18 protein-coding genes are annotated in these 24,243 nt (G+C 65.2%); 10 read left to right on the top strand and 8 right to left on the bottom strand.

The genetic code is table 11. From position 1 onward, the window contains the following. The first annotated feature begins 32 nt into the window (after positions 1 to 32). Positions 33 to 2,105 carry an ATP-dependent zinc metalloprotease FtsH gene (gene ftsH, locus MTHMO_RS09015; protein WP_202214481.1) on the top strand — a complete coding sequence of 691 codons (2,073 nt, stop codon included), beginning with the start codon at positions 33 to 35 and terminating at the stop codon, positions 2,103 to 2,105. Positions 2,106 to 2,111: 6 nt separating this feature from the next. On the opposite strand, the gene MTHMO_RS09010 is transcribed toward ftsH, so the two are convergent. The 5 genes from MTHMO_RS09010 to hemL all read right to left on the bottom strand — a co-directional run bounded on the left by MTHMO_RS09010 (position 2,112) and on the right by hemL (position 8,498). Beyond that, a complete protein-coding gene (locus MTHMO_RS09010; protein ID WP_202214480.1) occupies positions 2,112 to 4,280 on the bottom strand; it encodes a WD40 repeat domain-containing protein in 2,169 nt (722 codons plus the stop codon). 10 nt (positions 4,281 to 4,290) lie between these two features. Continuing rightward, positions 4,291 to 4,536, bottom strand: coding sequence for a hypothetical protein (locus tag MTHMO_RS11270; protein ID WP_370568309.1), 246 nt, complete (start codon positions 4,534 to 4,536; stop codon positions 4,291 to 4,293). 23 nt (positions 4,537 to 4,559) lie between these two features. Then, entirely contained in the window at positions 4,560 to 5,312 is a 753-nt protein-coding gene (locus MTHMO_RS09005) for a cytochrome-c peroxidase (RefSeq protein ID WP_370568308.1), read from the bottom strand. A 133-nt stretch (positions 5,313 to 5,445) separates the two neighbouring features. Beyond that, on the bottom strand, positions 5,446 to 7,212 hold the full coding sequence (locus MTHMO_RS09000) for a SpoIVB peptidase S55 domain-containing protein (protein ID WP_202214479.1): 1,767 nt from the start codon (positions 7,210 to 7,212) through the stop codon (positions 5,446 to 5,448). After that, complete coding sequence (gene hemL / locus MTHMO_RS08995; RefSeq protein WP_202214478.1) at positions 7,209 to 8,498, bottom strand: glutamate-1-semialdehyde 2,1-aminomutase; 1,290 nt, start codon at positions 8,496 to 8,498, stop codon at positions 7,209 to 7,211. Before hemL ends, MTHMO_RS09000 begins: the two co-directional genes overlap by 4 nt. Positions 8,499 to 8,645: 147 nt before the next feature. Between hemL and polX the strand changes: the two genes are divergently transcribed. The 5 genes from polX (at position 8,646) to glmM (ending at position 13,669) form a co-directional block, all read left to right on the top strand. Continuing rightward, the gene (gene polX, locus MTHMO_RS08990) at positions 8,646 to 10,430 is read left to right on the top strand and encodes a DNA polymerase/3'-5' exonuclease PolX (RefSeq protein WP_202214477.1); all 1,785 of its coding nucleotides are present in this window, start codon (positions 8,646 to 8,648) and stop codon (positions 10,428 to 10,430) included. 118 nt (positions 10,431 to 10,548) lie between these two features. Beyond that, entirely contained in the window at positions 10,549 to 11,376 is an 828-nt protein-coding gene (folP, locus tag MTHMO_RS08985) for a dihydropteroate synthase (RefSeq protein ID WP_237394867.1), read from the top strand. After that, positions 11,373 to 12,116 carry a diadenylate cyclase CdaA gene (gene cdaA / locus MTHMO_RS08980; RefSeq protein ID WP_202214475.1) on the top strand — a complete coding sequence of 248 codons (744 nt, stop codon included), beginning with the start codon at positions 11,373 to 11,375 and terminating at the stop codon, positions 12,114 to 12,116. The genes folP and cdaA overlap by 4 nt, the downstream gene beginning before the upstream one ends. Before the next feature lie 33 nt (positions 12,117 to 12,149). Next, a complete protein-coding gene (locus MTHMO_RS08975; RefSeq protein ID WP_202214474.1) occupies positions 12,150 to 12,287 on the top strand; it encodes a hypothetical protein in 138 nt (45 codons plus the stop codon). Positions 12,288 to 12,301: 14 nt separating this feature from the next. After that, entirely contained in the window at positions 12,302 to 13,669 is a 1,368-nt protein-coding gene (gene glmM / locus MTHMO_RS08970; protein WP_202214473.1) for a phosphoglucosamine mutase, read from the top strand. On the opposite strand, the gene MTHMO_RS08965 is transcribed toward glmM, so the two are convergent. Next, positions 13,628 to 14,491 carry an outer membrane lipoprotein-sorting protein gene (locus MTHMO_RS08965; RefSeq protein WP_237394866.1) on the bottom strand — a complete coding sequence of 288 codons (864 nt, stop codon included), beginning with the start codon at positions 14,489 to 14,491 and terminating at the stop codon, positions 13,628 to 13,630. The genes glmM and MTHMO_RS08965 overlap by 42 nt on opposite strands. A 98-nt stretch (positions 14,492 to 14,589) precedes the next feature. Beyond that, the gene (locus MTHMO_RS08960) at positions 14,590 to 16,122 is read right to left on the bottom strand and encodes a YifB family Mg chelatase-like AAA ATPase (RefSeq protein ID WP_202214471.1); all 1,533 of its coding nucleotides are present in this window, start codon (positions 16,120 to 16,122) and stop codon (positions 14,590 to 14,592) included. Positions 16,123 to 16,246: 124 nt separating this feature from the next. On the opposite strand from MTHMO_RS08960, the gene MTHMO_RS08955 reads away from it, so the two are divergent. The 4 genes from MTHMO_RS08955 to MTHMO_RS08940 all read left to right on the top strand — a co-directional run bounded on the left by MTHMO_RS08955 (position 16,247) and on the right by MTHMO_RS08940 (position 19,493). Further along, complete coding sequence (locus tag MTHMO_RS08955) at positions 16,247 to 16,585, top strand: LysM peptidoglycan-binding domain-containing protein (RefSeq protein ID WP_202214470.1); 339 nt, start codon at positions 16,247 to 16,249, stop codon at positions 16,583 to 16,585. Positions 16,586 to 16,747: 162 nt separating this feature from the next. Beyond that, positions 16,748 to 18,151: a selenium-binding protein SBP56-related protein gene (locus MTHMO_RS08950; RefSeq protein ID WP_202214469.1), complete on the top strand. Its 1,404-nt coding sequence runs from the start codon at positions 16,748 to 16,750 to the stop codon at positions 18,149 to 18,151. After that, entirely contained in the window at positions 18,148 to 18,768 is a 621-nt protein-coding gene (locus tag MTHMO_RS08945; RefSeq protein ID WP_202214468.1) for a hypothetical protein, read from the top strand. The genes MTHMO_RS08950 and MTHMO_RS08945 overlap by 4 nt, the downstream gene beginning before the upstream one ends. A gap of 140 nt (positions 18,769 to 18,908) precedes the next feature. Beyond that, a complete protein-coding gene (locus tag MTHMO_RS08940; RefSeq protein ID WP_370568305.1) occupies positions 18,909 to 19,493 on the top strand; it encodes an aquaporin in 585 nt (194 codons plus the stop codon). Positions 19,494 to 19,499: 6 nt separating this feature from the next. Here the strand turns inward: MTHMO_RS08940 and gltB are convergent, their stop codons facing one another. After that, entirely contained in the window at positions 19,500 to 24,065 is a 4,566-nt protein-coding gene (gene gltB / locus MTHMO_RS08935) for a glutamate synthase large subunit (protein ID WP_202214467.1), read from the bottom strand. Positions 24,066 to 24,243 lie beyond the last annotated feature (178 nt).

Below are 24,243 nucleotides of genomic sequence, written 5' to 3'. Positions count from 1 at the left end.
CGACACGCGCATTAATAGGAGAAAAGAAGACGATGGGGCTGACGCCGAGCCAATTTCCGGAAAGAAGCAAGCCTGCTCGAGGCAAGAGGAACGACTCCCCGTTGCGGGATCCGAAAGGCCCGGGAGAGGGGAAATGGAAGGGGCTGGTCTTTTTTCTGTTGGTGGCTTTTGTCTTCTCGACGCTCCTCTATTTCGTGGGCGCGGGGCCGTCCCCCGCGATCGAGGGCAAAAGCCTGCCGCAGCTTGTCCGGCTTCTCGATCAGAAGCAGGTGAAGTCGATTGCCTTCGTGCGGGACACTTCCAATGGGCAGACCTATCTGGAAGGACGCTATGTCAAGCCCTCGCCCGACGCGCCGGGAGGGATGGTCCTCGTCCCGTTCCGAACGGTTGTCGATCTCGATTTCAACCGCGATCTTCACGATCTTCTCGCCGCTAAGGGCTTCCCCGAGGTCGACATCCGGGTCGTCCACAATTTCTGGGGCCAGGCGCTGCTGAGCGTTCTCCCCTTTCTCCTGTTCATCCTGGCTCTCTATCTGCTTTTCCGGCAGCAGATCCGGATGGCGGGCAAGACCGCCTTCAGCTTCGGGAAGAGCCGGGTGCGGCTCCTCTCCGGCGAGAAGACCAAGGTCACCTTTCGGGACGTGGCGGGGATTGAGGAAGCCAAGCAGGAAGTGCAGGAGATCGTGGAGTTTCTTAGGGACCCGAAACGCTTCCAGAAGCTAGGAGGGCGCATCCCGAAGGGAGTGCTGATGGTCGGGCCTCCGGGGACGGGAAAGACCCTGCTCGCAAAGGCGATTGCGGGAGAGGCCGACGTGCCCTTCTTCAGCATCAGCGGATCCGACTTTGTCGAGATGTTCGTCGGAGTCGGTGCTTCGCGCGTCCGGGACATGTTCGAGCAGGCCCGACGGCAGGCTCCCTGCATCGTATTCATCGATGAGATCGATGCGGTCGGACGCAGCCGCGGGACGGGGCTCGGCGGAGGCCACGATGAGCGCGAGCAGACGCTTAATGCCCTGCTTGTCGAAATGGACGGCATCGAATCGCAGGAAGGTGTGATCGTGATCGCGGCGACCAACCGCAAGGATGTCCTCGATACGGCCCTTCTGCGTCCGGGACGCTTCGACCGGGAGGTGCGCGTGAACCTCCCGGATATCCGGGGACGTGAGGAAGTCCTGAAGGTGCATTCCTCCAAGGTAAAGCTCTCGCAGGATGCCGATCTTCATGCTCTGGCCAGGGGCACAGCCGGCTTCTCGGGCGCGGAGCTGGCCAACTTGATCAACGAGGCGGCTCTGTTGGCCGCCAGCCGGGGCAAGGAGTCGATCGGGCAGCCGGAACTGGAAGAGGCGCGCGACAAGGTGCGGTGGGGACGCGAGCGCAAGAGCTTGGCGATGAGCGATGAGGAGAAGAAGATCACCGCGTATCACGAGGCCGGTCATGCGCTGCTCAACGTGCTCCTGGAGCATACCGATCCGCTGCACAAGGTCAGCATCATCCCGCGGGGGCCCGCCCTCGGGGTGACGATGATGCTGCCGGCTACCGATCGATACAACACCAGGAAGAAGGAGCTTCTCGACAACCTCTGCGTGGCGATGGGCGGCCGAGTGGCGGAGGAGGTATTCCTGGGCGACATCTCGAGCGGGGCCAGCGGCGATATACGGCAGGCGACCTGGTATGCACGACGGATGGTATGCGAGTGGGGTATGAGCGAGAAGCTGGGCATGGTTCACTATGCGGACGATCCGACGATGACCTTCCTGGGGCGCGACTTGGGCATGTCGCGAGCGTACAGCGAGGCTACGGCGGAAGCGATCGATGGTGAGGTCAAGCGGTTGATCCAAGACGCCTACCAGCGGGCGAAGGAGCTGATTCTGGCCAATCGTGCGCAGATGGAAGCGCTGGCGAAGGCGCTCCTGGATTACGAAACCTTGGATGCTGCGCAGGCCGAGGAGATTGTCCGCACCGGCCGCTTGCTTTCTCCGCCGCCGCGCCCGAATCCTGACGGCAGCACCGCTCCGTCCGTTTGCGGGACCAAGGTCTCCGCCCCGGCCGCGGGCACTCCGGCCGCCGGAGGTCTGCTACCCGGGTTGGAAGGATCGCCCGCCTGAGAAACTTCACCGGCTCGCCGAAGAGGCGCTCGCAATGTTGCCGGATTCGTCCTCCGCGCGGATGAAGAGGGTTTCCCCCTTTGCGCAAGGAACTTCGAACTCCTCCTCCTCGGAATCGAGAATTCCGTCGATGGGAGGGACCGGAAGGAACTCCCGGCCGTCGCGCGAGATCTCGACCGACCGAATCCCGCTGGCATCTTCGCTCACGAGGAAGCGGAGCTTTCCGTCGCCGCAAGCGAGAACGCGAATGCGCGGCGGGGTGTTGTCAACGAGGAAAGCACGGCTGATCCGGGAGCTGGTCAGTCCCTCTCCGGGCGCGTTGTCCCGGGCGTCGGAAGCCTCGATCTTGAGAAGATACCGGCCGTCGGGCCATCCCGAGGTGTCCCAGCTGAACAGCTCCTGCTCCCAGTCCTTGACGAGGAGATGCCATCTCTGCTCTTTCTCGTTCCGATACAGTACCGAATAGAGGAGGTCGTCGCCGTCGGGATCCTCCGCCTTCCAGACGACGGTCCGGAGTCCGCGGGCCTCCTTCGCCTGGTATCGGGGAGGCATCGGCGGAAAGGCATCCACGGGCTCGGGCTTGTTTTCCTGGGCGAGAAGTTGATCGAGCGTGCGCGCCTGCAGAGGAGAGGGAGGGGGAGGCAGCTCAGAGTAGGCGACTCCGGGGGGCAGAATTTGCAGCTTCTCGATCCTAGGGGGAAGATTATAGGGCAAAAAGACCGCCTGAACGCGATTGACCGTGCTTCCTAGGCCCAGCCCGAGCTCGAACTGAAAATAGCGGCCGGGTGGGTTGTGGCAGCGCCCGTCGGGGGCCGGAGTCCACTCGAACCATGAGGTATCCGGCTTCGCGCTGTTCCCGGTTCGCGTGCGCACCTGCACCGCTCCGGTCTTATCGATGAGCAAGCGCCCCCAGCGGGCGTAATTTCCGGCGTCGATGGGGGCGGAGCGGTAGAGCCCTTCGCGGCGCGGCGTGCCGCCGGCCAGGAAGACTCGGGCGGGATTGCTCGCCCCGAGCAGCATTTCTCCCCGAGAACCGGCGGCGACCGCGACTTGAACGGCAGGAGCGTCGATCTTGAGCAAGCGGTCGCTCCTCCCTTCCGGAGTGATGCGGTAAAGGTAACCGTCACCGGCCGTTCCGGCCAGGAGACCCAGCGAAGATTGGAGGAGGGAGAACAGGAGCTCGCGAGTCCCCCAAATCGGCCGGGGCACCAGCGAGCGGTCGATCGCCCATAGCTGGGAGAGGGAGGAGGCCGCAGCGGGCTTGATCATGCCGAACGGAAGCCGGCGGCCGGATTCCCGCGGCGGCTCTTCCAACTCCGGCGGCTCCGACGGAGCAGAACCGATCTCGACGAGAGCGGAGCCGGGTTCCGGAGCCGGTCCCGGCGCGCGGGGAGCCTGGCGCATCCCGACGGCTGAAAAGAAGACGGTGCCGTCGGAAGAGACGGTGATCTGGTTAACCTCTTCTCTTTCGGTATCGACCAGGGCTACGGCTTGTCCGCCGGGCAGAACACGGAGGAGAAGCCCACGGGACGCGCTGCCTGCAAGCAGCACTCCCGGTTTTTCCCACGTCAGGCAACGGACGTGGGTCTCTCCGGTGGCGCAGTACAGGCCGCCTTTTTGCGGCCCTTCGATGCGGTAGATCTTTCCGGCCGTGCCGGTTCCGGCATAGAGGACGCCGTTAGGATCGAAGAGGAGGGACCAGATGTACTTCTCCTTCGGGTCGAAGTAGACGAGCGGAGCCCCCTTTTCGGGCACAAGATAGACCTTGCCATCGGGAGAAGTCGCCGCGAACAGGTCGCCCTTCGGGCTGCGGGTCATCGCGTGAATCTGCTGCTCGGGAAAAGAGGCCAGGAGCGTGACCTCTTGGTGTTTGCCGATCCGAAAGATCTTGGCCTTCGGAGAGGCCGCGACGAGCGCCGTGCCGTCGCTTTGGGGGAGAATCACCCACAGCTGGTCGGCGGGCAAACGGGCCAGCAGCTCCACCGAGGGCGCCGGTTGGAGGAGCCCCCCGTCGCCGACGGTCACACCCTCGGCCGTTCCCTGGGCGAAATCGGCATAGGTATCGAGGACGACCCGCTGCGGATGGACGGCGAATCCCTGTCCGGGGAACGCCAGCCAGGCCAGCGGAAGGAAGAGCAGCGTGAGGATCCGGCGACAACAAAGTACGGGCGGCAAAAGAAACCCTTCAGGGCATCGGCTTCGGAGTCGAGAGGGAAGAGGGAGGTAGGGTGGGTGGGGTGACGGCAAGGGCCGGATCGGCCGAGAGGGCATGCAGGAAGGCGACGATATTCTTGACCTCCGTCTCCGAAAGGGTGCGGCCGAGCTGGGCGTAGGCCATCGTCTTGACGGCCTCTTCCAGGCTCCAGACGGAGCCGTCGTTGAAGTAGGGTGCGGTCAAGGCGACGTTGCGGAGGGATGGGACTTTAAACACGTACTTGTCCGCAGGATTCTTGGTTACCTCATATCTACCCAAGTCCTTGAGCCAATCGGGCTTGTGAAACACGCCGAATTTCTGGAAGCTCCCCCGACCCCGACGCCGTTGTGGCAGGCGGTGCATCCCACAGCGACAAAGGTGCTCAACCCCTGTTTTTCCTGCTCGCTGAGCGCGGAAGGATTCCCCGCTATGTATTGATCGAATCGGGAGGGGGTAAGCAGGGTCCGCTCGAAGGCGGCGATCGCCTTCGCGACGTTGTCGTACGTGATGGGCTCCTTTTCTTCCGGGAAAGCTAGATGAAAGGCGGCCGTGTATTCCGGAATGCTCTTGAGCCGCTGGAGGACCAGCTCCTTGGTGGACGCCATCTCCTTCGGATTGAGGATCGGGCCTTTGGCCTGCTCCTCCAGGTCCTTGGCGCGGCCGTCCCAAAATTGCGCGAACTCCAAGGCCGCGTTCAGCACGGTGGGCGCGTTGCGGGGCCCGAGCTGCCAGCGGTAGCCGAGCGAGGTGGGGAGGCCGTCGACGCCGGCCATGTTCAGGTCATGGCAACTCGAGCAACTGATCGAGCTGCTCTTGGAGAGGCGGCGCTCGAAATAGAGCGACTTCCCCAAGGCTACCTTTTCCGGGGTCACGGGGTTCTGCGGATTCTCCGCCACCTTCGGCAGAACGCCGAAGATCTGCTTTGCCTGATCCGGGTCGATGATCTGTCCGATTGCGGAACCGATGAGGCCGCCATGGATCAAGGCGAGCGCACAAAGCAGCAATCGTTTCACGTTGTCTCCTCCTCTGCAACGATCGATAGCAGAACACGCTTCGCCATGGCGGGTTCTCCCTGCCCGGGGACGTTTGGGCCCGTTGCGGCAGCTATTTAGCGGCTTCCGCCGGGGACCGTCAAGCGTCTTGCCTTCACCGCACTTCGATTCGGACCGTCTGCTCGCCTCCGACGACCCCTGGGACGGTCAGGGCCTCTTCGGACCAGATCAGCTCGTTCCAGGAATCCGCCTGCTTGGAAGAGGTGGAGGGGGAAAGGGTTGTCCGGATCGTGGGTGGGAGCGCCGGCAGGTCGCTGGCCCCGGAAACGATCCCCGGCGCTTCGGAGACCGCCTGGATGTAGAGGGTGTCGTTGGGATGCTGCGCATTGAGCAGGGCGATGAGCTCCTCGGCGCTTTGCGCGGAGGGTATTTTTTGCTGAAGGGCGCGTGTGTCCAGAGCGCGTCCCGAAGCAATTCGGACGGCCACGGATTGCTCATGGAGCCCCGGCGGCAGAGGGAGCGCGACTCTCCGCTCGAGCCGGCGGCCATGCCGCTCCTGCAGGACGCAGCGGACCCAGACCGTGCCGCCCGGGGGACACCGGGGGTTGTCCACCGACGCTCTTTCGATCGTCCAGTTCTCTTCCTTCTCGGTGGAGACGGTCTTCAGCTCGAGAGACTCCACGACCGGCTCGACCCAAGGTTGTTGGAAGAGCAGTTGGAGAGGCTGCACCATCTCGAGGATGGCGGTCGCCAGATCGCCGTCCTCGCCCGAGTAGAGGCCCCGGAGGCGGAGGGAGGGCAGGTTGCGAAAATGGACGAAGCCGTCGACGGAAACAGTGAAGCTCCGACCGAAGCTGTCGGTTGCCGAAAAGATCTGGCCCATCGCCAGATTCACCACGAGCGGGGTCAAGAGCGGATGCGAGACGAACTCTCCCCGCAGCGTCGGTAACCGCCGGCCGCAGTGGAAGCGCTCGAAGCGGTAGGAGGCGAGCTTCGGCATCTGCCCGACCTTTCCTCCGATCGCGGAGAGGCGGTCCTCCAAAATCGTCCCCACGACCGGTCCGACGTTGGTGAGCTTATAGGGCGTCTCGTAGCTGGGCACGGTCGTCACGACCTCCGCTGCGGCCATCGGGAGGTCGCTCTTCCCGAAGCCGAACATCGGATGGCCGAACGCGAGCACCCGGTTGCCGTCGCGCCAAGTCAGGGTTCCGGTTCCCGAGATGTTGATGTCTCCGGTCATCATCACGGCGGCCAGAGAAGCTCCCGGCTCCAGGGCCGACCCTCCGCCGGCGATCGCCGTGGTGCCCCCGCCCGGCACGGCGAGGATCGGCGCTCCCCGGAAGCCGAGCGCCTCCAGGAAGCGGGATACAATCTTCGGGTTGAGTCCACCGACGGAGAGCGGAATTCCCAAGTAGTCAGCCCGAAGAGCCGCGCTGCGCAGGGGTGCGGGCCCCCCCCAGCGCCACGCGTCCCGCAGTTCGGTCGGAAAGGGCCGGATCGGCTCCGGAGACGGCTCCTGCTCGATGCGGAGCATGTCCTCGATCGGCGTGAACCCGCAATGACCGTCTTTTTCAAAAGAGGCGATCCGCCGCGAGAGGGCACCCACCAGCTTGCCGTCGATGTAGAGCGGGCTCCCGCTCATGCCGTGCACGGCTCCCGTGGTCGCCGTCTTGGCGTCGACGAGTTTGGCGATGATCAAGTCGAGTCCCGGGCCGACGAAATCCTTGGCGATGCCGAGGATTTCCGTGTGGATCGGCTCGATCTTGTTGCCCTGCAGCACCGTGTAGGTAAGACCGTGCATGCCCGGACGGAGCTGGCTCTTGGGGAAAACCGACTCCGACGGAGCGGCCGCCTGCGCGTCCGCCGTAAGGCAGGTCCAGAAAGTGGGCAGAAGGAGGGCAAAGAGAAGCCGATGTCTCATTGGGACTCTTCCAGGGCCCGGCCGATGGCCGCGACCGTTTTCTCGATTTCCCTTTCCGAGTGCGCGGTGGAAAGAAAGCAGGTTTCGAAGGGAGATGGCGGAAAGAAGACGCCTTGGCGGAGGAGCGAATGGAAAAAGCGGGCGAATCGCTTGCGGTCGCTGGCTATCGCGTCTTCGAGCGAGAAAACCGCCTGATCGGTGAAGAAGAAGCAGAAGAGGGAGGCCATTCTGTGAAATTGTACGGATTTCTCCGCCCGCCGCCGCAAAAGTTCTCGGACTTCCGACTCGAGCATCGCCCCTAGCTGCTCCAGCCGCTCGTAGGCCCTGCTCCTCTCCATCTCCTCGATCTGCGCGAGGCCGGCGGCCATGGCCAGAGGATTGCCGCTTAGGGTTCCGGCCTGGTAGACCTCTCCCGCGGGAGCCAGCCGGTCGAGGATCTCCGCCCGGCCGCCCAAGGCGGCCGCGGGCAGGCCGCCGCCGACAATCTTCCCGAAAGTGGTCAGATCGGGCCGAATCCCGAAACGCTCCTGGGCTCCGCCCATGCCTAGGCGGAAACCGGTGATCACCTCGTCGAAGATCAGGATGATGCCGTGCCGATCGCACAGCTCTCGGATCCGTTCCAGGAAGCCGGGCCGGGGCGGGAGGAGGCCGGCGTTGGCGGGCACGGGTTCCAGGATGACCGCGGCGATCCGCCCGCCCTCCCGGTCGAGGAGTTCCTGTGCGGCGGCGGCATCGTTCCAGGGAAGGACGATCGTGAGCTCGGCCAGCGGCCGGGGAACTCCGGCGCTGTCGGGTTCCCCGTGGGTGAGCGCTCCGGAGCCCGCCTTCACCAAGAGGGAATCGCTATGTCCGTGATAGCAGCCGGCGAACTTGAGGATCTTGTCCCTCCCGGTGAAGCCGCGCGCCAAGCGGATCGCGGTCATGCACGCCTCGGTTCCGCTCGAGGTCATCCGCAGCTTTTCGATCGAGGGGACCGACGCGCGGATCTTTGCGGCGAGCCGCACTTCCCGCGGGCTCGGCACCCCGAAGCTCGTCCCCTCGGCAAGGGCTTCGCGGACGGCGGCCTCAACGACCGGGTGCGCGTGGCCGAGCGGCAGCGCTCCCCAGGAGCAGACGTAATCGATGTAGGGGCGGCCGTCGACATCCCAGAGGGTCGCCCCTTCCGCGCGCCGGGCGAAAAACGGTTCTCCCCCGACGGCCCGAAAAGAACGGACCGGGGAGTTGACTCCCCCGGGAAAAAGCGTGCGGGCCTCCTGCCAGAGGCTCGTGGATGAGCGGGGATCCACCTCAGCGAGAGTCTATCGGACCGGAGGTCACCGCGCAACGCGATGGTCGTCGGTCGGCCGCGCTTCGGCCTCCCCGGGTCCGCTGGCGTTCTCCTGCGGCTTGGCGGGGCCCCTTCCGGAAGATATGCTTATCGGGGAGAGACCTCCATGACCAAGGACGATGCCGTTGCCCTGCTCGAGGAAATTGCGACCCTGCTCGATCTGCGGGGCGAAAATCCCTTCAAGTCCAGGGCCTACCGGACGGCGGCACGGGTGATCGACTCGCTTCCGGAGGATTTCGCGTCCTTCGTTCGGGAAGGGAAGCTGCGCGGGGTCAAGGGAATCGGGGAAGGAATCCGCGGAAAGCTCGAAGAATGGGTCGCCACGGGCCGTCTGCCCTACCTGGAAGAACTCAAGCGCTCATTTCCGCCGGGTGTCGTGGCCCTGCTCGACATTCCTGGGCTCGGACCCAAGAGAGCGAAGATTCTCTGGGAGAAATTGGGGATACGCGACCTGGCCGAGCTCGAGGCTGCCTGCCGGGATCACCGGGTGGGCCGGCTTCCCGGTTTCGGGTCGAAGACCGAGCAGAACATCCTGGCGGGGATCGAGCAGCACCGCACCTACGCCTCCTACCACCGGTACGGGGATGTGATCGGGCTGGCGGAGCAGCTAGTCGATCAGCTTCGCTCCCATCCCGCCGTGATTCGCGTGAGCTTGGGGGGCAGCTTCCGGCGCGGCAAGGAAATCGTCCGGGACCTCGATTTAGTCTGCTCTTCGTCTGAGCCGGCACCGGTGATGCAGGCTTTCGTTTCGTCCGCCGGGGTGCGCCGCGTCGTCAACCACGGGGAGACCAAGTCGAGCGTGGTGCTGGAAGGCGGCCTCGCCTGCGACCTCCGTGTGGTGCCCGACGAGGACTATCCCTATGCTCTCCTCCACTTCACCGGAAGCAAGGAGCACAACATCGCGCTGCGGCAGCGCGCGATCGCCCAGGGAAAGAAGCTTTCGGAATGGGGGCTGTTCCGCGAGAGCCGGGGACGTTTCTCCGAGGGATCGGAGGACAGTCGCCCGGAGAAGGAGGCGGGAGGAGAACGGATCCGGTGCCGGGATGAAGCCGAGATCTACGCCAAGCTGGGGCTTGCGTACATTCCTCCCGAGCTGCGGGAAAATTTGGGTGAGATCGAGGCGGCCGAGAAGGATGCCGTTCCCCGGCTGGTGGAGTGGACCGATCTGCGGGGGACGTTTCACTGTCACACTACGGCAAGCGACGGACACAGCACGCTGGAAGCGATGGCCGAGGCGGCGCAGGAGCTGGGGCTGGAATACTTAGGGATCGCCGACCATTCGAAGTCCTCGTTTCAGGCGGGCGGCCTGGACGAGGCCCGGGTGGAGCGCCAGCAGGAGGAGATCCGCCGGCTCAACAAGACCTTTCGCGGCTTCCGGCTCTTTTCCGGAACGGAGTGCGACATCCTGCGCGACGGACGGCTCGATTTTTCCGACTCGGTGCTGGCTACCTTCGATTATGTCGTCGCTTCTGTCCACGCCGGATTCTCCTCGAGCGAGGAGGAGATGACGCGAAGGATCATCCGGGCCATGGAAAACCCTTACGTCACAATGCTGGGCCATCCGACTGGGCGGCTCCTGCTGGTACGGGAAGGCTATCCCGTCAACCTGGAAAAGATCATCGACTGCGCGGCCGAAACGGGAACCTGGATCGAGCTCAACGCGCAGCCGCTCCGGCTCGATCTCGATTGGCGATGGTGGCATGCGGCGAGGGACAAAGGAGTCCGTTGCGTGATCAATCCGGACGCGCACCACGCCCGGGAACTCGGGTTCCTGCGGATCGGGGTCAACATCGCGAGGAAGGGTTGGCTTCGCCGCCAGGACGTGATAAACACCCTCTCGCTGAAGCTCGTAGAAGAGGCGTTGAGAAAAAAGCGGGGAGGCGGCGACTGAAGGGGTGGAGATCTTCGCTTCCGGCAAACTGTCTCCTTCCGCTCGGGGAAAGCCCACGGCACCCGGTTCGCCTTCTCAGCCGGGAGACGCATCCGCTGCCGACCCCTCCGCGTTCTGGGTGACTTCCGCCCGCACGATCGCTCTCTCTTCCCGAAGGCCGCGGATCATGGGGATCATCAACCTGACTCCGGATTCCTTTTCTGACGGCGGGCGGCTGCTTTCGGCGCGGAAGGCGGCCGACGAAGCGCTGCGGATGGAGCAGCTCGGGGTCGATCTGGTCGATTTCGGCGCCGAGTCGACTCGGCCCGGGGCGGAACCGGTGCCCGAAAGGGAGGAGCTGCGCCGGCTCCTTCCGGTTCTGCGTGCGGTGGCCGGGCGGCTCACGATCCCGATCTCCGTCGATACCTACAAGGGCGGGGTGGCGCGCGCCGCACTTTCGGAAGGGGCGGAGATCATTAACGATGTGTCGGGGGGCAAGTGGGATACCGGGGTATGGGAAGCGGTGCGGGAGACGGGGGCGGGCTATGTGCTGGTCCACTCCCGGGGTAGGCCGAAGACCATGCGGGCCGATGCGGTCTACGGCGACGTCGTCCGTGAGGTGCGGGAGGAGCTGGCGGCGCGACTGAAGCAGTGCATCGAGGCCGGCATCCCCGAGGAGCGGATCGTCTGCGACGTCGGCTTCGGCTTTGCCAAGACCGGACGGCAGAACTGGCGGCTGCTTCGAGCCCTGCCGCTTTTTGCCGAGATGGGACGGCCGCTGCTGGTGGGCCTTTCCCGGAAGAGCTTCCTTCGCGAGTTGGTCGGCGACGAAGGCTGCGATGCGGCGAGCCTGGCTGCGGCGGTCCTCGCCTCGAGCCGTGGCGCCGCGGTGTGGCGGGTCCATGACGTGGACGGGGCGGTCGCCGCCCGCAAGGTGTGCGTCCTCCTGGAGGGAGAGCTTTCGTGAAGGCTTTCGGGCAGCCCCTCTCCTGGGCGGTGGAGATCCTGATTCTGGCCGTCGTCATCTACCAGGTCTGGAAGCTCCTCCAAGGGACGCGCGGCGTGCAGGTGCTGACCGGCCTTCTCATCGTGCTGGTGGTGCTCACCCTTTTTTCCGCAGTCCTTCATTTGCGGGTAGTCACCGAGCTGATCCGGCTCTTCTCGCCTTCCTTCTTCGTCGCATTGATCGTGCTTTTCCAGCCCGAGCTGCGGCAAGTCCTGGCGGAAGTGGGCCGCCGAAGTGTGACCACCTCCGGCCGGCAATTGAAGGCGGAGGTCATCGAGCACATCGTCAACGCGGCCGAAATCTGCCAGCGGGAGCGGATCGGGGCGCTGATCTCCCTGGAGCGGGAAGATCTCTACGGTCCGGCCCGGGATACAGGCACCATCCTGGACGCCAAGCTGAGCGCCGACCTCCTCGTAACGATCTTTTATCCGCGCACTCCCCTTCACGACGGCGGGGTGGTCATCCGGGACAACCGCCTCGTTGCCGCCGCGGCGGTCTTCCCCTTGAGCGAAACCGAGCGGCTCGAAAGGCCGCTCGGCCTGCGCCACCGGGCGGCCTTGGGCTTGAGCGAGATGACCGATGCCGTGGTCATCGTGGTCTCCGAGGAGACCGGCGGCATCTCGATCGCCTTCGAGGGGAAGCTCGAGCGCCATCTCGATCGGGATCGGTTGCGTGCGCGGTTGACGGAGATTCTGGTTTAGCCTGAGAATCCGCGAACCGACCGGATTGCGAACATGAGCAACCTGCTGGAGAATTGGAAACAGAAGCTGATCTCCCTGATTCTGGCCGTCGCCGTTTGGGCGATCCTCCGGGAATCGATCGAACCCGGCTCGATCGATCAGATTCTTTCCTCTCTGGGTCTGGCGAAGTAGCCCGAGGGCGATGGATGAGGCAATCGACGGAACGACTGTTCGGCACCGACGGTATCCGGGGAACGGCCAACCGGCATCCGCTGACCCCGGCGGTCGCCGTGGCCGTGGGGGCGGTCACCGCCTCCGTCCTGGCGGGAGGGGAAAGGAAAAAGATCGTCGTCGGACGGGACCCGCGGATCTCGAGCGAGATGCTCGAATCGGCCCTGATCTCCGGAATTCTTTCGGCCGGCGTCGACGTCGTGCCCGTCGGCGTGCTGCCGACTCCGGCGGTGGGCCACCTGGCGCGGGTTCTGGGGGCCGCCGGCGGTGTGATGATCAGCGCATCCCACAACCCATTTCCGGATAACGGAATCAAGCTTTTCGGACCCGACGGGGCCAAGCTGCCGGAAGAGACCGAAGCGGAGATCGAGCGCCGGCTCTCCGATTACTCATGGGTTTCCGCGCAAGGGCCGGTAGGCTCGGGGGTCGGACGCCGTCAGGCCGACCTGCGGGCCCGAGAGCTCTACCTCGACTCGCTGCGCAGCCGCTGGTCCGGCTCCGGAGACCTTTCCCGGATGCGGATCGTCATCGACGCGGCCAATGGAGCGGCTTCGGACTTGATCGGTCCGCTTTTCGCCTCCCTCGGTGCCCAGCCGTTCGTATTTTTTGCCGGTCCCAACGGGATCAACATCAATCTCCATTGCGGCAGCATGCATCCGGAAACGCTCTCCGAGCTCGTGCGGATGACCAATGCGGACGTCGGCTTGGCCCTCGACGGGGACGGGGACCGCCTGCTCTGCTGCGACCATGAGGGCGCGCTGCTGGACGGCGACGATCTCTTGGCCATCCTAGCCCTCGACTACCAACGCCGCGAGGTCCTTTCCCATCGGACCGTGGTGGCCACGGTCATGAGCAATCTCGGGCTCGATCGCACGCTGCAAGAGGCCGGAGTACGCGTCATCCGGACCCCGGTCGGCGATCGGCACGTGGCGGCGGCGATGCATGCCCGGGGGCTCAATCTCGGCGGGGAGCAGTCGGGGCATCTTTTGCTGCTGGATCAGGCGGCCAGCGCCGACGGGCTGCGCGCGGCACTCGAAATCCTCCGCGTCGTCCTGACGACGGGCACCCCGCTGGCGCGGCTCCGCCGGCTGCAAAAGTATCCTCAACGGCAGCTCAGCTTGGTCGTCCGGGAGAAGAAGCCGATCGAGAGCATGCCGGCGGTCGAAGAGGCTCTCGCGCAGGTCGAGCGCATTCTGGGGGATCAGGGCCGGATCCTCTTGCGCTATTCCGGAACCGAAACGAAGATCCGTCTTTTGATCGAGGGGCCAGAGCCCCGCGTCCTGGAGCAGTGCGAAGAGCGGCTACTTCTGGCCCTCCGCCGGGAAGGGATTCTGCTCCCGTAGCCGGGAGGCCAAGCCCGGCGTCCGCGGGCAGCGGGGGACGGAGCCGGAGGAAACTTTCCCCCCTTCCGGAGGAAGGGCCTCTCCGCGGCGGATGTTGATCAAGGTGTGGGAGGAGCTTTCCTTCTTCGGATCGAAGGAGGACACCTGCATCTCCTTGATGACGTAGGCGTCTCCGATTCGCTGAACCCCGTTGATCTCCAAACGCTTGACCAGATCGCCCGCCCCGTTGTATCCGTCGGCCCGCAAGAGCGCGTAATACTCGGCGGCGATCCAGTAGCGGACTCGGGCATAAGCGCTGGCCCCCGGCGGTGGAACCGCATCGAAGGCCCAGGCGGTCAACGTTTTCACGTGATCGGTCCCCAACGGACGGACCTGTTCCCATCGCATGAAGTCGAGGCAAAGATCCTCATAGGTGATGTCGGTGTCGAGAACCGGGCTCATCCGTTCCCGGCCTGACACCGGCTGCCAGGGGTCCTGCGGGTGCCTGCGCCGCTCGACGACGCTCCGCTCCGGCTGGATCTCCACGCGAATCTGGAAGGAGGGATTTTCGAAATCATAGATCATCCGGCGGTCGTGAAGGATGAGCTGGATCGGATAGCTCTCCCGCTCCGACTCGATCACTCCGTGCAGGGCGAAGTCCTGGAGGCGGAAATTTTTCCAAAAACGGCCCTGGAGGAATTCGAGCGGCGGGCAGGGCTTGCCGGGATCGGGCGTCGCGAAGGAGGAAACGGCCAGTCCGGAGATCCAGAGTGCGCCGGCGAGGGCCAGCATGACCTTCGCACTCGGGTTGGCCTGCCTTGGGCGCCGGTTGCGGGGAGTCATGGACGTCATCTCCTGCGGATGGAAACCGGCAACAACCTAGCTCCGCTTCCTTGTATCTCCAAAAAGAAAGAAGGGGGATTCGCACCGGACCCGGGGGCCTACTCCCCCCAGAGCCGGCGGTCGAGCGAGCGGAAGCCGATCGCCTCCGCCAAGTCTTCCTCCCGCAGCTCCTCTCGGCCCGCGAGGTCGGCGATCGTCCGCGCGACCTTGAGGACGCGGTGGAAAGCCCGCGCCGAAAGCCCGAGATCGGACAGGGCTTGGGAAAGAAAACGGGCGCAGGAAGGAGAGAGGGCGCAGAAGCGGGCGATCTCCCGAGGACCCATGCGGGCGTTGTTGCGGATCTTGCGCCGGCCCGCGAGGCGGCGGGCTTGAACGGCGCGGGCGGCCTCCACCCGGCCTCGCATCGCCGCCGAGCTTTCTCCCGCTTCGGACCGGAGGAGAAGTTCCCGATCGACGGCGGGAACCTCCACGTGGAGGTCGATCCGGTCGAGGAGAGGGCCGGAAATCCGGTTGAGGTAGCGGCGCATCGCCCCGGGCGTGCACTTGCCGCGGGCCGCGTCGTCGAACCCGCCGGTGGGCGAGGGATTCATTGCGGCGACCAGCATAAAGCTCGCGGGGAAGGTGACCGTTCCTGCGGCGCGCGACAATGTGAGCGTCCCGTCCTCGAGCGGCTGCCGGAGCGCTTCCAAGGCGTTTCTGCTGAATTCGGGCAGCTCGTCCAGGAAGAGAACCCCGTGATGGGCTAGGCTGGCTTCACCGGGGAGGAGGCGGGGGCCTCCGCCGACTAGGCCGGCGTCGGAGGTCGAGTGGTGCGGGGACCGGAAGGGACGGCGGCGGATCAGCCCCTGCCCGTCGGGAAGCAGGTTGGCGACACTGTGGATGCGCGTCGTTTCGATCGCTTCCTCCAACGTCATGGGCGGAAATATCGACGGCAGCCGCTGGGCGAGCATCGACTTGCCGCTTCCCGGAGGTCCGATCAGGAGCACGTTGTGTCCGCCGGCGACGGCGATCTCCAGGGCCCGCTTGGCGGCGAGCTGCCCCTTGACGTCGGCGAAGTCCTGCTCCCAGGCGGGCTCGGGCACCGAAGTCGAGGTTGCGCCGTCGGGCTGCGGAGAAGAATCCGGGTCGCGGAGGAAAGCGGCGGCTTGCGCGAGATGGCCCGCCGGATGAATCCGGATGCCCTCGACGACCGCGGCTTCCCGCGCGTTGGCTGCGGGAAGGAGGACGTGCTTAGCCCCCTGCCGCTTGGCTTCCAGGACGGCGGAGAGAACCCCGCGGATCGGCCGGAGCTCGCCGGAAAGGGCGAGCTCGCCCATCGCCCAGAAATCGCCAAGAAGACGGCTTTCGAGCTGCTCGGTGGCCCCGAGGATCGCCAGAGCGATGGGAAGATCGAAGCTGGGGCCCTCCTTGCGGAGATCGGCCGGAGCTAAGTTGATCGTGGTGCGGCCGAAGGGAGGGCGGAAGCCGGAGTTTTGCAAGGCCGTGGATACGCGGTGGAGGCTTTCCCGCACGCCGGCGTCGGGTAGCCCGACCACCCGCGTCAGAAAGGCACCCGGGGAGTTGTCGACCTCGACCTCGACGCGCAAGGCTTCCACCCCCCAAAGCGCGGCGGAGAAGGTCCGGGCGAGCATGCGGCGGCCGATTCTGCCATTTTTTCGGGCGAACGGGAAGGTTCCTTCTTCTCTTGCCCGAAAAGCAACTTATGATGCTTCCATGCTTAAGCACCTCTTTCGCTCTGTTGCCTTGTTAGGATCGATGGCCTTGCTGTGGAGCGGCGGAATGCTCCGTTCCGCGGGAGCCGCGGAATCCGGCGCGCCGCCGGCCGCCGAAGCCCCTGCGGAACCTCCGCCGCCGGGCTCGACGAAATACACCGTCCGGCAGGGAGACTCGCTGTGGAAGATCAGCCGCAAGTTCAAGATCACCGTCGAAGCGCTTCGCAAGGCCAACGGATTAAAAAACGACCGGCTTCAGATCGGACAGGAGCTGATCGTTCCTCCCCCCTCGCCGAGGGGCAAGAAAGAGGAGGCCGAGGAGCCTTCGGGGATCCCCGCGCCTCCGCCGGCGGCCAATCCTCCGGCGTCCACGGCCCCTTAGGAGCGGAACGGCGCAAGGGATGGGAATCCCGTCCGAGACCGGCGCCTCTCCAGATAGCCGGGCGGCTCCGCGTCGCCGGAAGGCCGGCAGCGGTGAGAGGAGCGCTTACCGGATTGTCTTGTCGGACACGATTGATGCAAGAGTAACAAAGAATAGGCATTCATGAGGTTCACAGCTCCCGATCCGACCTTCTATCCCTCTCCCCGTCTTGCGATGGAAGGCCCCAGAGAAAAGCTCGGCTACGTCGTGGCGTTGGCCGCCGACGGGGGCAGCCCCAGCGGGAATCCCGATGCCCTCGCGGTAGTCGATCTTGATCCCGAGTCATCGGAATACGGCAGGATCGTCCACTGGCTTGCCGTTCCGTCGGTTGGCGACGAATTTCACCATTTTGGCTGGAACGCCTGCAGCTCCGCACTCTGTCCTTACGCTCCGCATCCGCACTTGGAGCGGCGCTATCTCGTCATCCCCGGGGTCCGCTCGTCCCGGATCTACATCGTCGATACGCGACCCGATCCGCGCCGGCCCGAGATCGTCAAGCGGATCGAGCCGGAAGAGCTCATCCGCAGGACGGGCTACACGCGGCCTCACACCGTCCACTGCGGGCCGGAGGGCATCTACATCAGCGCCTTCGGCAATGCCAAGGGGGACGGTCCGGGCGGCATTCTCCTCTTGGACCATTTCTCGTTCGAGCCTCTCGGCAGCTGGGAAATCGATAGGGGTCCCCAGTTTTTCGCCTACGACTTCTGGTGGCATATCAGCCAGGACGTTTTGATCAGCAGCGAATGGGGCGTGCCCTGGATGCTGGAAAACGGCCTGTTGCCCGACCAGCTGATGAAGGGTGCCTACGGCCGCTCCCTCCACGTTTGGGACCTCCGGAAACGGCGGCACATGCAAAAGCTCGACCTGGAGGAAAAGGAGCAGATGGTTCTGGAAGTCCGCCCCGCCCATGATCCGAGGAAATCGTACGGCTTCACCGGCGTCGTGCTTTCCCTGGAGGATCTAGCGAGCTCCGTTTGGCTCTGGTACCGGGACGGCGACCGATGGGCGGTGCAGAAAGTGATCGAGATCCCGGCGGAGCCGGCAACCGAAGCGGAGCTCCCTCCGCTCCTGAAAAGCTTCGGGGTCGTGCCGCCCCTTCTTACCGATATCGATCTTTCCCTGGACGATCGCTTTCTCTACCTATCGTGCTGGGGGACCGGAGAGATTTTCCAGTATGATGTGACCGATCCCTTTCATCCGAAGCGGGTGAGCAGCCTTCGGCTGGGCGGGATTGCGCGGAGAACCGCTCATCCCGGAGCGCCGCAGAAGCCTCTGAACGGCGGCTGCCAGATGGTGGAGGTGAGCCGGGATGGAAAGCGGGTCTACCTGACGAATTCGCTCTACCGCGCGTGGGACGACCAGTTTTATCCGGACGGCATCTCGAGCTGGATGGTTTTGGCCCATGCCGGGGAGGATGGGCTTCGTTGGGACCCCCGCTTCTTCGTCGAGTTCCCCCGGACGCACCGGGCGCATCAAATCCGGCTCGAAGGCGGGGACTGTTCCACCGACTCCTTCTGTTTTCCGTGATCCGATGGCTTCCCTGGGCCGCGGCTTTAGGGCTAGGCGCCTTTCACGGCTTGAATCCGGCCATGGGATGGCTTTTCGCCGTGGCGCTCGGCTACCAGGAGGGGCGTAGGAAGGCCGTATTTTCGGCCGTCGCGGCCTTCGTCCTCGGCCATTGCCTCGCCGTGGGCACCGCCGTCCTCCTGATTTGGGGGTCCGGCGTCTGGATTCCTCGCCGTTGGATCGCCCTGGGCGCCGCCCTTCTCTTGGCGGGTTTCGGCCTCTTCTGGCTTTTGCGGGCCCGGCATCCTCGCTGGGTAGGCATGCGCGTCGGTTTCCGGGACCTGGTCTTTTGGGCCTTCCTCATGGCCACCGCTCACGGCGCCGGGCTGATGCTGGCGCCGGCGTTAGGCGGCGCCGCCCTTTGCGGCCGCCAGGCATCGGGCGGGATGCCGATTACCGAAGCCCTCGGGTTGACAGCCGTGCACTCGGTGGCTTACTGGGCCGTAGCCTTGGGCATCTCGCTGCTGGTCTTCGAGCGGGTCGGCCTCTCTTTCTTGCGGCGGGCCTGGTGGAATCTCGACGTGCTCTGGGGGATCGCATTGCTGCTGGCCGCCGGCACCCTCCTGCTCTTCCCGTAGGCGGACGCGGCGGGAGAGGGACGGAGACCGTTCCCGCAGGGCCGCCCCTGCCGGGCTCCCGAGATGCGCGGAAGGAGAATAGAGCTTGCCTTCCGAGGCCGCAAGTCGTACTAGCAAGCCGGATCGTCCGCAGGATCACGGTGGGCTGCTGCGCGATCGCGCCCTCGCCGGGGGTCCTCGCGCCCCTGGCGGTCGGATCGGCCCTCATGGTGTTCGCCGGGGGGGGGCATCTCTCGGGAGGACATTACAATCCCGCGGTGACGCTCGGGGCGTGGCTGCGCGGCCGGTGCCCGGCGCAAGACGTCCTCCCGTATTTCCTCCCGTATTGGATCGCCCCAGTCGCCGGTGCGGTCCTGGGCTCGGTCGCCGCTCAAGCGATCAAGGGAAGCAGCTCGGTCACGCGGATGGCGGTCGCCGCGGGTCCGGCCTTCCTGGCGGAATTCCTCTTTACCCTGGCGCTGGTCTACGTCGTCCTCAACAGCGCGACCGCCAAGGCGACGGCCGGGAACTCCTTCTACGGGCTGGCGATCGGCATCACGGTGATGGTGGGTGCCTCCGCCGTCGGATCGATCTCCGGCGGCGCCTTCAATCCGGCGGTCGCCGTCGGGTTGGGCTGGATCGGCCTGGTCGCCTGGCCGTACCTGGGCCTCTACTGGGTCGCGGAACTGCTGGCCGGCGCCTGCGCCGCCTGGATCTTCCTTAGCCTCAACCCCGACGATCGCTGACCGCGATCAACGGTTCTGCTCCGCCGCGGCGGCGGGAACCTGCTTCCGTTCCGGCTCGGGAGCCGCCGTCGGTGCGGAGGAAGGCGGCAGCGGCACGACCTTCCAGAAAAGCGGGCGGAACCGTTCCCACTCCCGCAGAATCCGTTCCGCCGGAGAGCTGCCGGTCTTCTCCAAGTGGCGATCGAGAAGCTCCTGGAGCTGCTTCTGATCCTCCGGGGAGGTGACGCGCTCCAATCGCACCATCTCGGGGTTAAGACGCTCCTCGAAGCATCCGTCCTCGTCGAAGACGTAGGCGAGCCCCCCGGACATGCCGGCTCCGAAATTCTTCCCGGTGGGCCCGAGCACGGCGACGACTCCGCCGGTCATATATTCACAGCCATGATCCCCGATTCCTTCGACGACGGCGAGCGCCCCGCTGTTCCGGACCGCGAACCGTTCGCCGGCCTTGCCGCGGACGAAGAGGCGACCGCCCGTGGCGCCGTACAAAACGGTGTTGCCGCAAATGACGGCCTCCTCCGGCCGGTAATGGCATCCGGCGGGCGGAACGAGGACGATCTCGCCTCCGGACATCCCCTTGCCGACGTAATCGTTCGCCTCGCCTTCCAGGTGAATGGCGATTCCTTTGACCAAGAAGGCGCCCAGGCTCTGGCCCGCGGTTCCCGAGAGACGCAGGCGGATCGTTCCTTCCGGCAGACCCTCGTCGCCGAAATGGTAGGCGATCTCTCCGGAGAGCCCGGCTCCGATCGAGCGGTGGACGTTCCGCACCCGATGGCGCAGCTCGATAGGCTCCTTCGAGTGAATCGCGCTCTTCGCTTCCAAGAGCAGGATATCGTCCAACGGGCGGTCGCCCTGCGGATCGTTCCGCTCCCAAGTGTGGAAGCGCGGCTCGGTCTCCCCGACGCCCGGAAAGGAAAGAAGCGGTCGGAGATCGATCCGATTCGCCTTAGGATGGTCGGGAATCTCCTTCGGTTCCAGAAGATCGGCCCGCCCGATGATCTCGTTGAAGGTGCGGGCGCCCAGGCTGGCGAGAATCTCGCGCACCTCTTGAGAAACCGCGTCGAAGTAGGCGATCAGGCCTTCCGGGGTCCCTCGGAATTTCCCCCGCAGCCGCTCGTCCTGTGTCGCAATCCCCGTCGGACAGGTGTTGAGGTGGCACTGGCGCACATAGACGCAGCCCAGGGCGATCAAGGCCATGGTTCCGAAGTTGAACTCCTCCGCGCCCAGCAGACCGCCAATGACGATGTCGCGCCCGGTCCGGATTCCCCCGTCGGTCCGCAGGGTCACCCGGCTCCGCAATCCGTTGGTCAGGAGGACCCGCTGGGTTTCGGCCAGCCCGATCTCCCAGGGGCTGCCCGCATACTTGATCGAGGAAAGCGGCGATGCGCCCGTGCCCCCGTCATGGCCGCTGATCAGGACCACGTCGGCATGCGCCTTTACGACCCCGGCGGCGATCGCGCCCACCCCCGCCTCGGAAACCAGCTTTACGCAGACCCGGGCACGGGGATTGACCTGTTTGAGGTCATAGATGAGCTGGGCGAGATCCTCGATGCTGTAGATATCGTGATGCGGGGGGGGCGAGATGAGCATGACCCCCGGAGTGCTTCGGCGGAGCCGGGCGATGAGGGCGGTGACCTTGTGTCCGGGCAGCTGCCCCCCCTCTCCCGGCTTAGAACCCTGTGCCATCTTGATTTCGATCTCCGATGCGCTGGCCAGGTATTCCGCGGTGACACCGAACCGGCCCGAGGCGACCTGCTTGATCGCGCTGTTGAGGGAATCGCCGTTGGGTAGGCGCACGAAGCGCGCCCGGTCTTCCCCTCCTTCGCCCGTGTTCGACTTGCCCCCGATCCGGTTGAGGGCGAGGGCCAGGGTCTCGTGCGCTTCCGGCGAGAGGGCGCCCAGGGACATTCCCGCCGTCGTAAAGCGCCGGCGGATCTCCTCTATCGGCTCAACCTCCGAAAGGGGGACGGCTTCCTGAGGCCGGAAGCGGAGGCAGTCTCGCAGCGAGAGGGGCAGATTGGTCGCGAGCGATTCCCCGATTTTCCGGTAGTCCTCGTACCGGAATGCCTTGTCGCGCCCCTTGAGCCCCACGAAGGTGTGGACGCTCTGTATCAGGAGTGGGGTGACCGCATGACGCTCTCCCTCTCTCCGATACCGGTAGTGGCCTCGGTCGGGCAGCTTCGAGGCCGGGGCGAAGGCCGCGGCGTGGCGGGCGAGCGCTTCCTGCGCGATCTCGGGGTAGCCGACCCCTCCTAAGTGGGAGACGACCCCTTCGAAGCATTCCTCGATGACCTGGGCGCCGAGCCCCAAAGCCTCGAATACCTGGGCGCCGTGATAGCTCCAGAGAGTGGAAATTCCCATCTTGGACAGGATTTTGAGGAGCCCCTTCTCGACCGCCTTCCGGTAGTTCTTCTGGGCGCTCTCCGGAGCCGCCGCCTTCAGTTCGCCCCGCGCGGCGAGGTCGGCAAGGAGCTGCAAGGCGAGATAGGGGTTGACCGCCGTGGCGCCGAAGCCGATCAAGCAGGCGAAATGGTGGACGTCGCGGCACTCTCCGGTCTCGCAGACGAGGGAGGCGCGGATCCGGGTGCCGGCGCGGATCAGGTGGTGGTGGACCGCACCCACGACCAGGAGCATCGGAAGGGCGGCCTGGCCGGGCGAGACGCCCCGGTCGCTCAGCACTAGGATGGAGAACCCTTTCTTGACGGCCTCCTCGGCCTCGACGCGGATCTCGGAGAGGCGGCGGAGGAATCCGTCCACTCCTTCTCCCGCGGGGAAGAGGCACGAGATCGTCCGGGCCTGGAGGCTAGGCTCGTGCCGGTTGCGCATCTGCGCGAGCTCCGCATAGGTCAAAAAGGGGCTCGTGAGCCGGATGACGTCGTCATCCGGCTGGCGGCGCTCGAGCGGATTCGGCCGGCGGCCTACCCACATTTCCAGGGACATGACGAGCCGCTCGCGCAACGGATCGATGGGAGGATTGGTGACTTGCGCGAAAAGCTGCCGGAAATACCAGTACAGGATCCGGGGCTCCCGCGACAGCACGGCGGGCGGGGCGTCGTCGCCCATCGACCCGACCCCCTCTTCTCCTTTCTCGGCCATCGGCTTGAGGATCTGCTTGATCTCCTCCTCGTCGTAGCCGAAGGCGAGCAGTTCCGAAAGGGAGGCAGGCTCCCTCGAGGCGGCAGGGGTCGGGGCCGATCCCGTCGAGGCCAGGCGGCGGCTGTGGCGGCTGAGCCACTCGCCGTAAGGGTGCCTGTCGGCGATGCTCTTCTTGATGGTCGGGCTGCGGAGAAGCCGCCGGGAGACGGTGTCGACCGCGATGATCTCGCCCGGCCCCAGCCGCCCCTTTTCGACGACCGTTCTCTCCTCAAGGCCGCCGATCCCGACCTCGGAGCCGAGGACGACCGTCCCCTCCTCGGTGATTTTGTACCGGATTGGCCGCAAGCCGTTGCGATCGAGGCAGGCGCCTACCGTCCGGCCGTCCGAGAAGACCAGGGCCGCCGGTCCGTCCCAGGGCTCGCTCAACAGCTCGTGATATTCGTAGAAGGCCCGTTCCTCCGGAGAGAGCCGCGGCTCCGCCTGCCACGCGGCCGGCACCAGCATGAGCATGGTGTGCAGCAGATCGTAGCCGGAGTGGAGGAGAAGCTCGACCGCATTGTCGAGGTGGGCCGAATCGCTTGCGGCCGGCAGCAGCACCGGAGCGAGATGGGCGGCCTCCTCCACCCAGAGAGAGTCAGAGAGATCCTTTTCCCGGGCGCGCATCCAGAGGCGGTTGCCCAAGATCGTGTTGATCTCGCCGTTATGGCCGAGCACGCGGAACGGCTGGGCGAGCCGCCAAGCCGGGAAGGTGTTGGTGCTGTAGCGCTGGTGGTAGACCGCCAGCGCCGTTTGGAAGTCGGGGTCACGCAAATCTCGATAGAACTTCGGGAGTTGCGGGGAGACGAAAAGTCCCTTGTAGACGATCGTGCGGCTCGACAAGGATGGGATGTGGAAGTCCTTAACGCCGTCCCGGGCGATCCGCCCCTCGATCTTCTTGCGGCAAAGGTAGAGCGTGCGCTCGTATTCCAAGGACGAGAGAGGGCGGTCTTCCGGCTTGCCGATCAGGACCTGCTCCATTTCCGGGCAGGTGCGCGCGGCCTTCTCGCCCAGCGCATCTCTGTGGACCGGCACCTTCCTCCACCCAAAGACGAAAAGCCCGTGCTCAGCCAGCGCCTCCTGGACGAGCTTGCGGCAATGCGCCTGCACATAAGCGTCATCCGGAGGAAGGAAGCAGAATCCGACGGCCAGATCGTCGTCCCGATACAACTTTGCGCCCCACTTCTCGATGTCTTTCCGGAAGAGAGCCGCCGGGACCTGGGTCATCACGCCCGCTCCGTCCCCCGTCTTCATATCCGCGTCGACCGCCCCCCGGTGGGAAAGGGCGCAGACGCAGGAGAGCGCGGTCTCGAGGATTTTGTGGGAAGGGGTTCCCGTCAACGTGGTGACGAAGCCGACGCCGCAGCTGGACCGCTCCGTCCTGGAGTGCCATAGTGTGGTCGGGACCGGATGGTCCTCTTTCGCATGGTTTCCGGCGGACATTTGGCGTAAAGTTACGGGATTATTCTTTGGAAGCAAGGATTCCGCTTACGAATAGAGAAGCATGTGCCCTGGCGGGCGGGCGTCCAGGAGAAAATTGCTGGAGCGGGAGCAGCGGAGGCGCTAGCTTATGGCCCGAGTTTTCTCTTTGTGCAGCGGGAAGGGACAGCCGTCGCCGACC

The sequence above is a fragment of the Methylacidimicrobium sp. AP8 genome (genome assembly GCF_903064525.1).
In the GTDB taxonomy this organism is placed as follows: domain Bacteria; phylum Verrucomicrobiota; class Verrucomicrobiia; order Methylacidiphilales; family Methylacidiphilaceae; genus Methylacidimicrobium.
This window is presented reverse-complemented; position numbering and strand designations above follow the sequence as displayed.

What these genes read in the sequence shown, in the direction of transcription:
- MTHMO_RS08955 (WP_202214470.1), top strand. Translation starts at nt 16,247, where the DNA reads ATGGCCTTGCTGTGGAGCGGCGGAATGCTCCGTTCCGCGGGAGCCGCG.
- MTHMO_RS08965 (WP_237394866.1), bottom strand. Translation starts at nt 14,491, where the DNA reads ATGACTCCCCGCAACCGGCGCCCAAGGCAGGCCAACCCGAGTGCGAAG.
- MTHMO_RS08960 (WP_202214471.1), bottom strand. Translation starts at nt 16,122, where the DNA reads ATGCTCGCCCGGACCTTCTCCGCCGCGCTTTGGGGGGTGGAAGCCTTG.
- polX (WP_202214477.1), top strand. Translation starts at nt 8,646, where the DNA reads ATGACCAAGGACGATGCCGTTGCCCTGCTCGAGGAAATTGCGACCCTG.
- MTHMO_RS08950 (WP_202214469.1), top strand. Translation starts at nt 16,748, where the DNA reads ATGAGGTTCACAGCTCCCGATCCGACCTTCTATCCCTCTCCCCGTCTT.
- ftsH (WP_202214481.1), top strand. Translation starts at nt 33, where the DNA reads ATGGGGCTGACGCCGAGCCAATTTCCGGAAAGAAGCAAGCCTGCTCGA.
- glmM (WP_202214473.1), top strand. Translation starts at nt 12,302, where the DNA reads ATGAGGCAATCGACGGAACGACTGTTCGGCACCGACGGTATCCGGGGA.
- MTHMO_RS09000 (WP_202214479.1), bottom strand. Translation starts at nt 7,212, where the DNA reads ATGAGACATCGGCTTCTCTTTGCCCTCCTTCTGCCCACTTTCTGGACC.
- gltB (WP_202214467.1), bottom strand. Translation starts at nt 24,065, where the DNA reads ATGTCCGCCGGAAACCATGCGAAAGAGGACCATCCGGTCCCGACCACA.
- MTHMO_RS08975 (WP_202214474.1), top strand. Translation starts at nt 12,150, where the DNA reads ATGAGCAACCTGCTGGAGAATTGGAAACAGAAGCTGATCTCCCTGATT.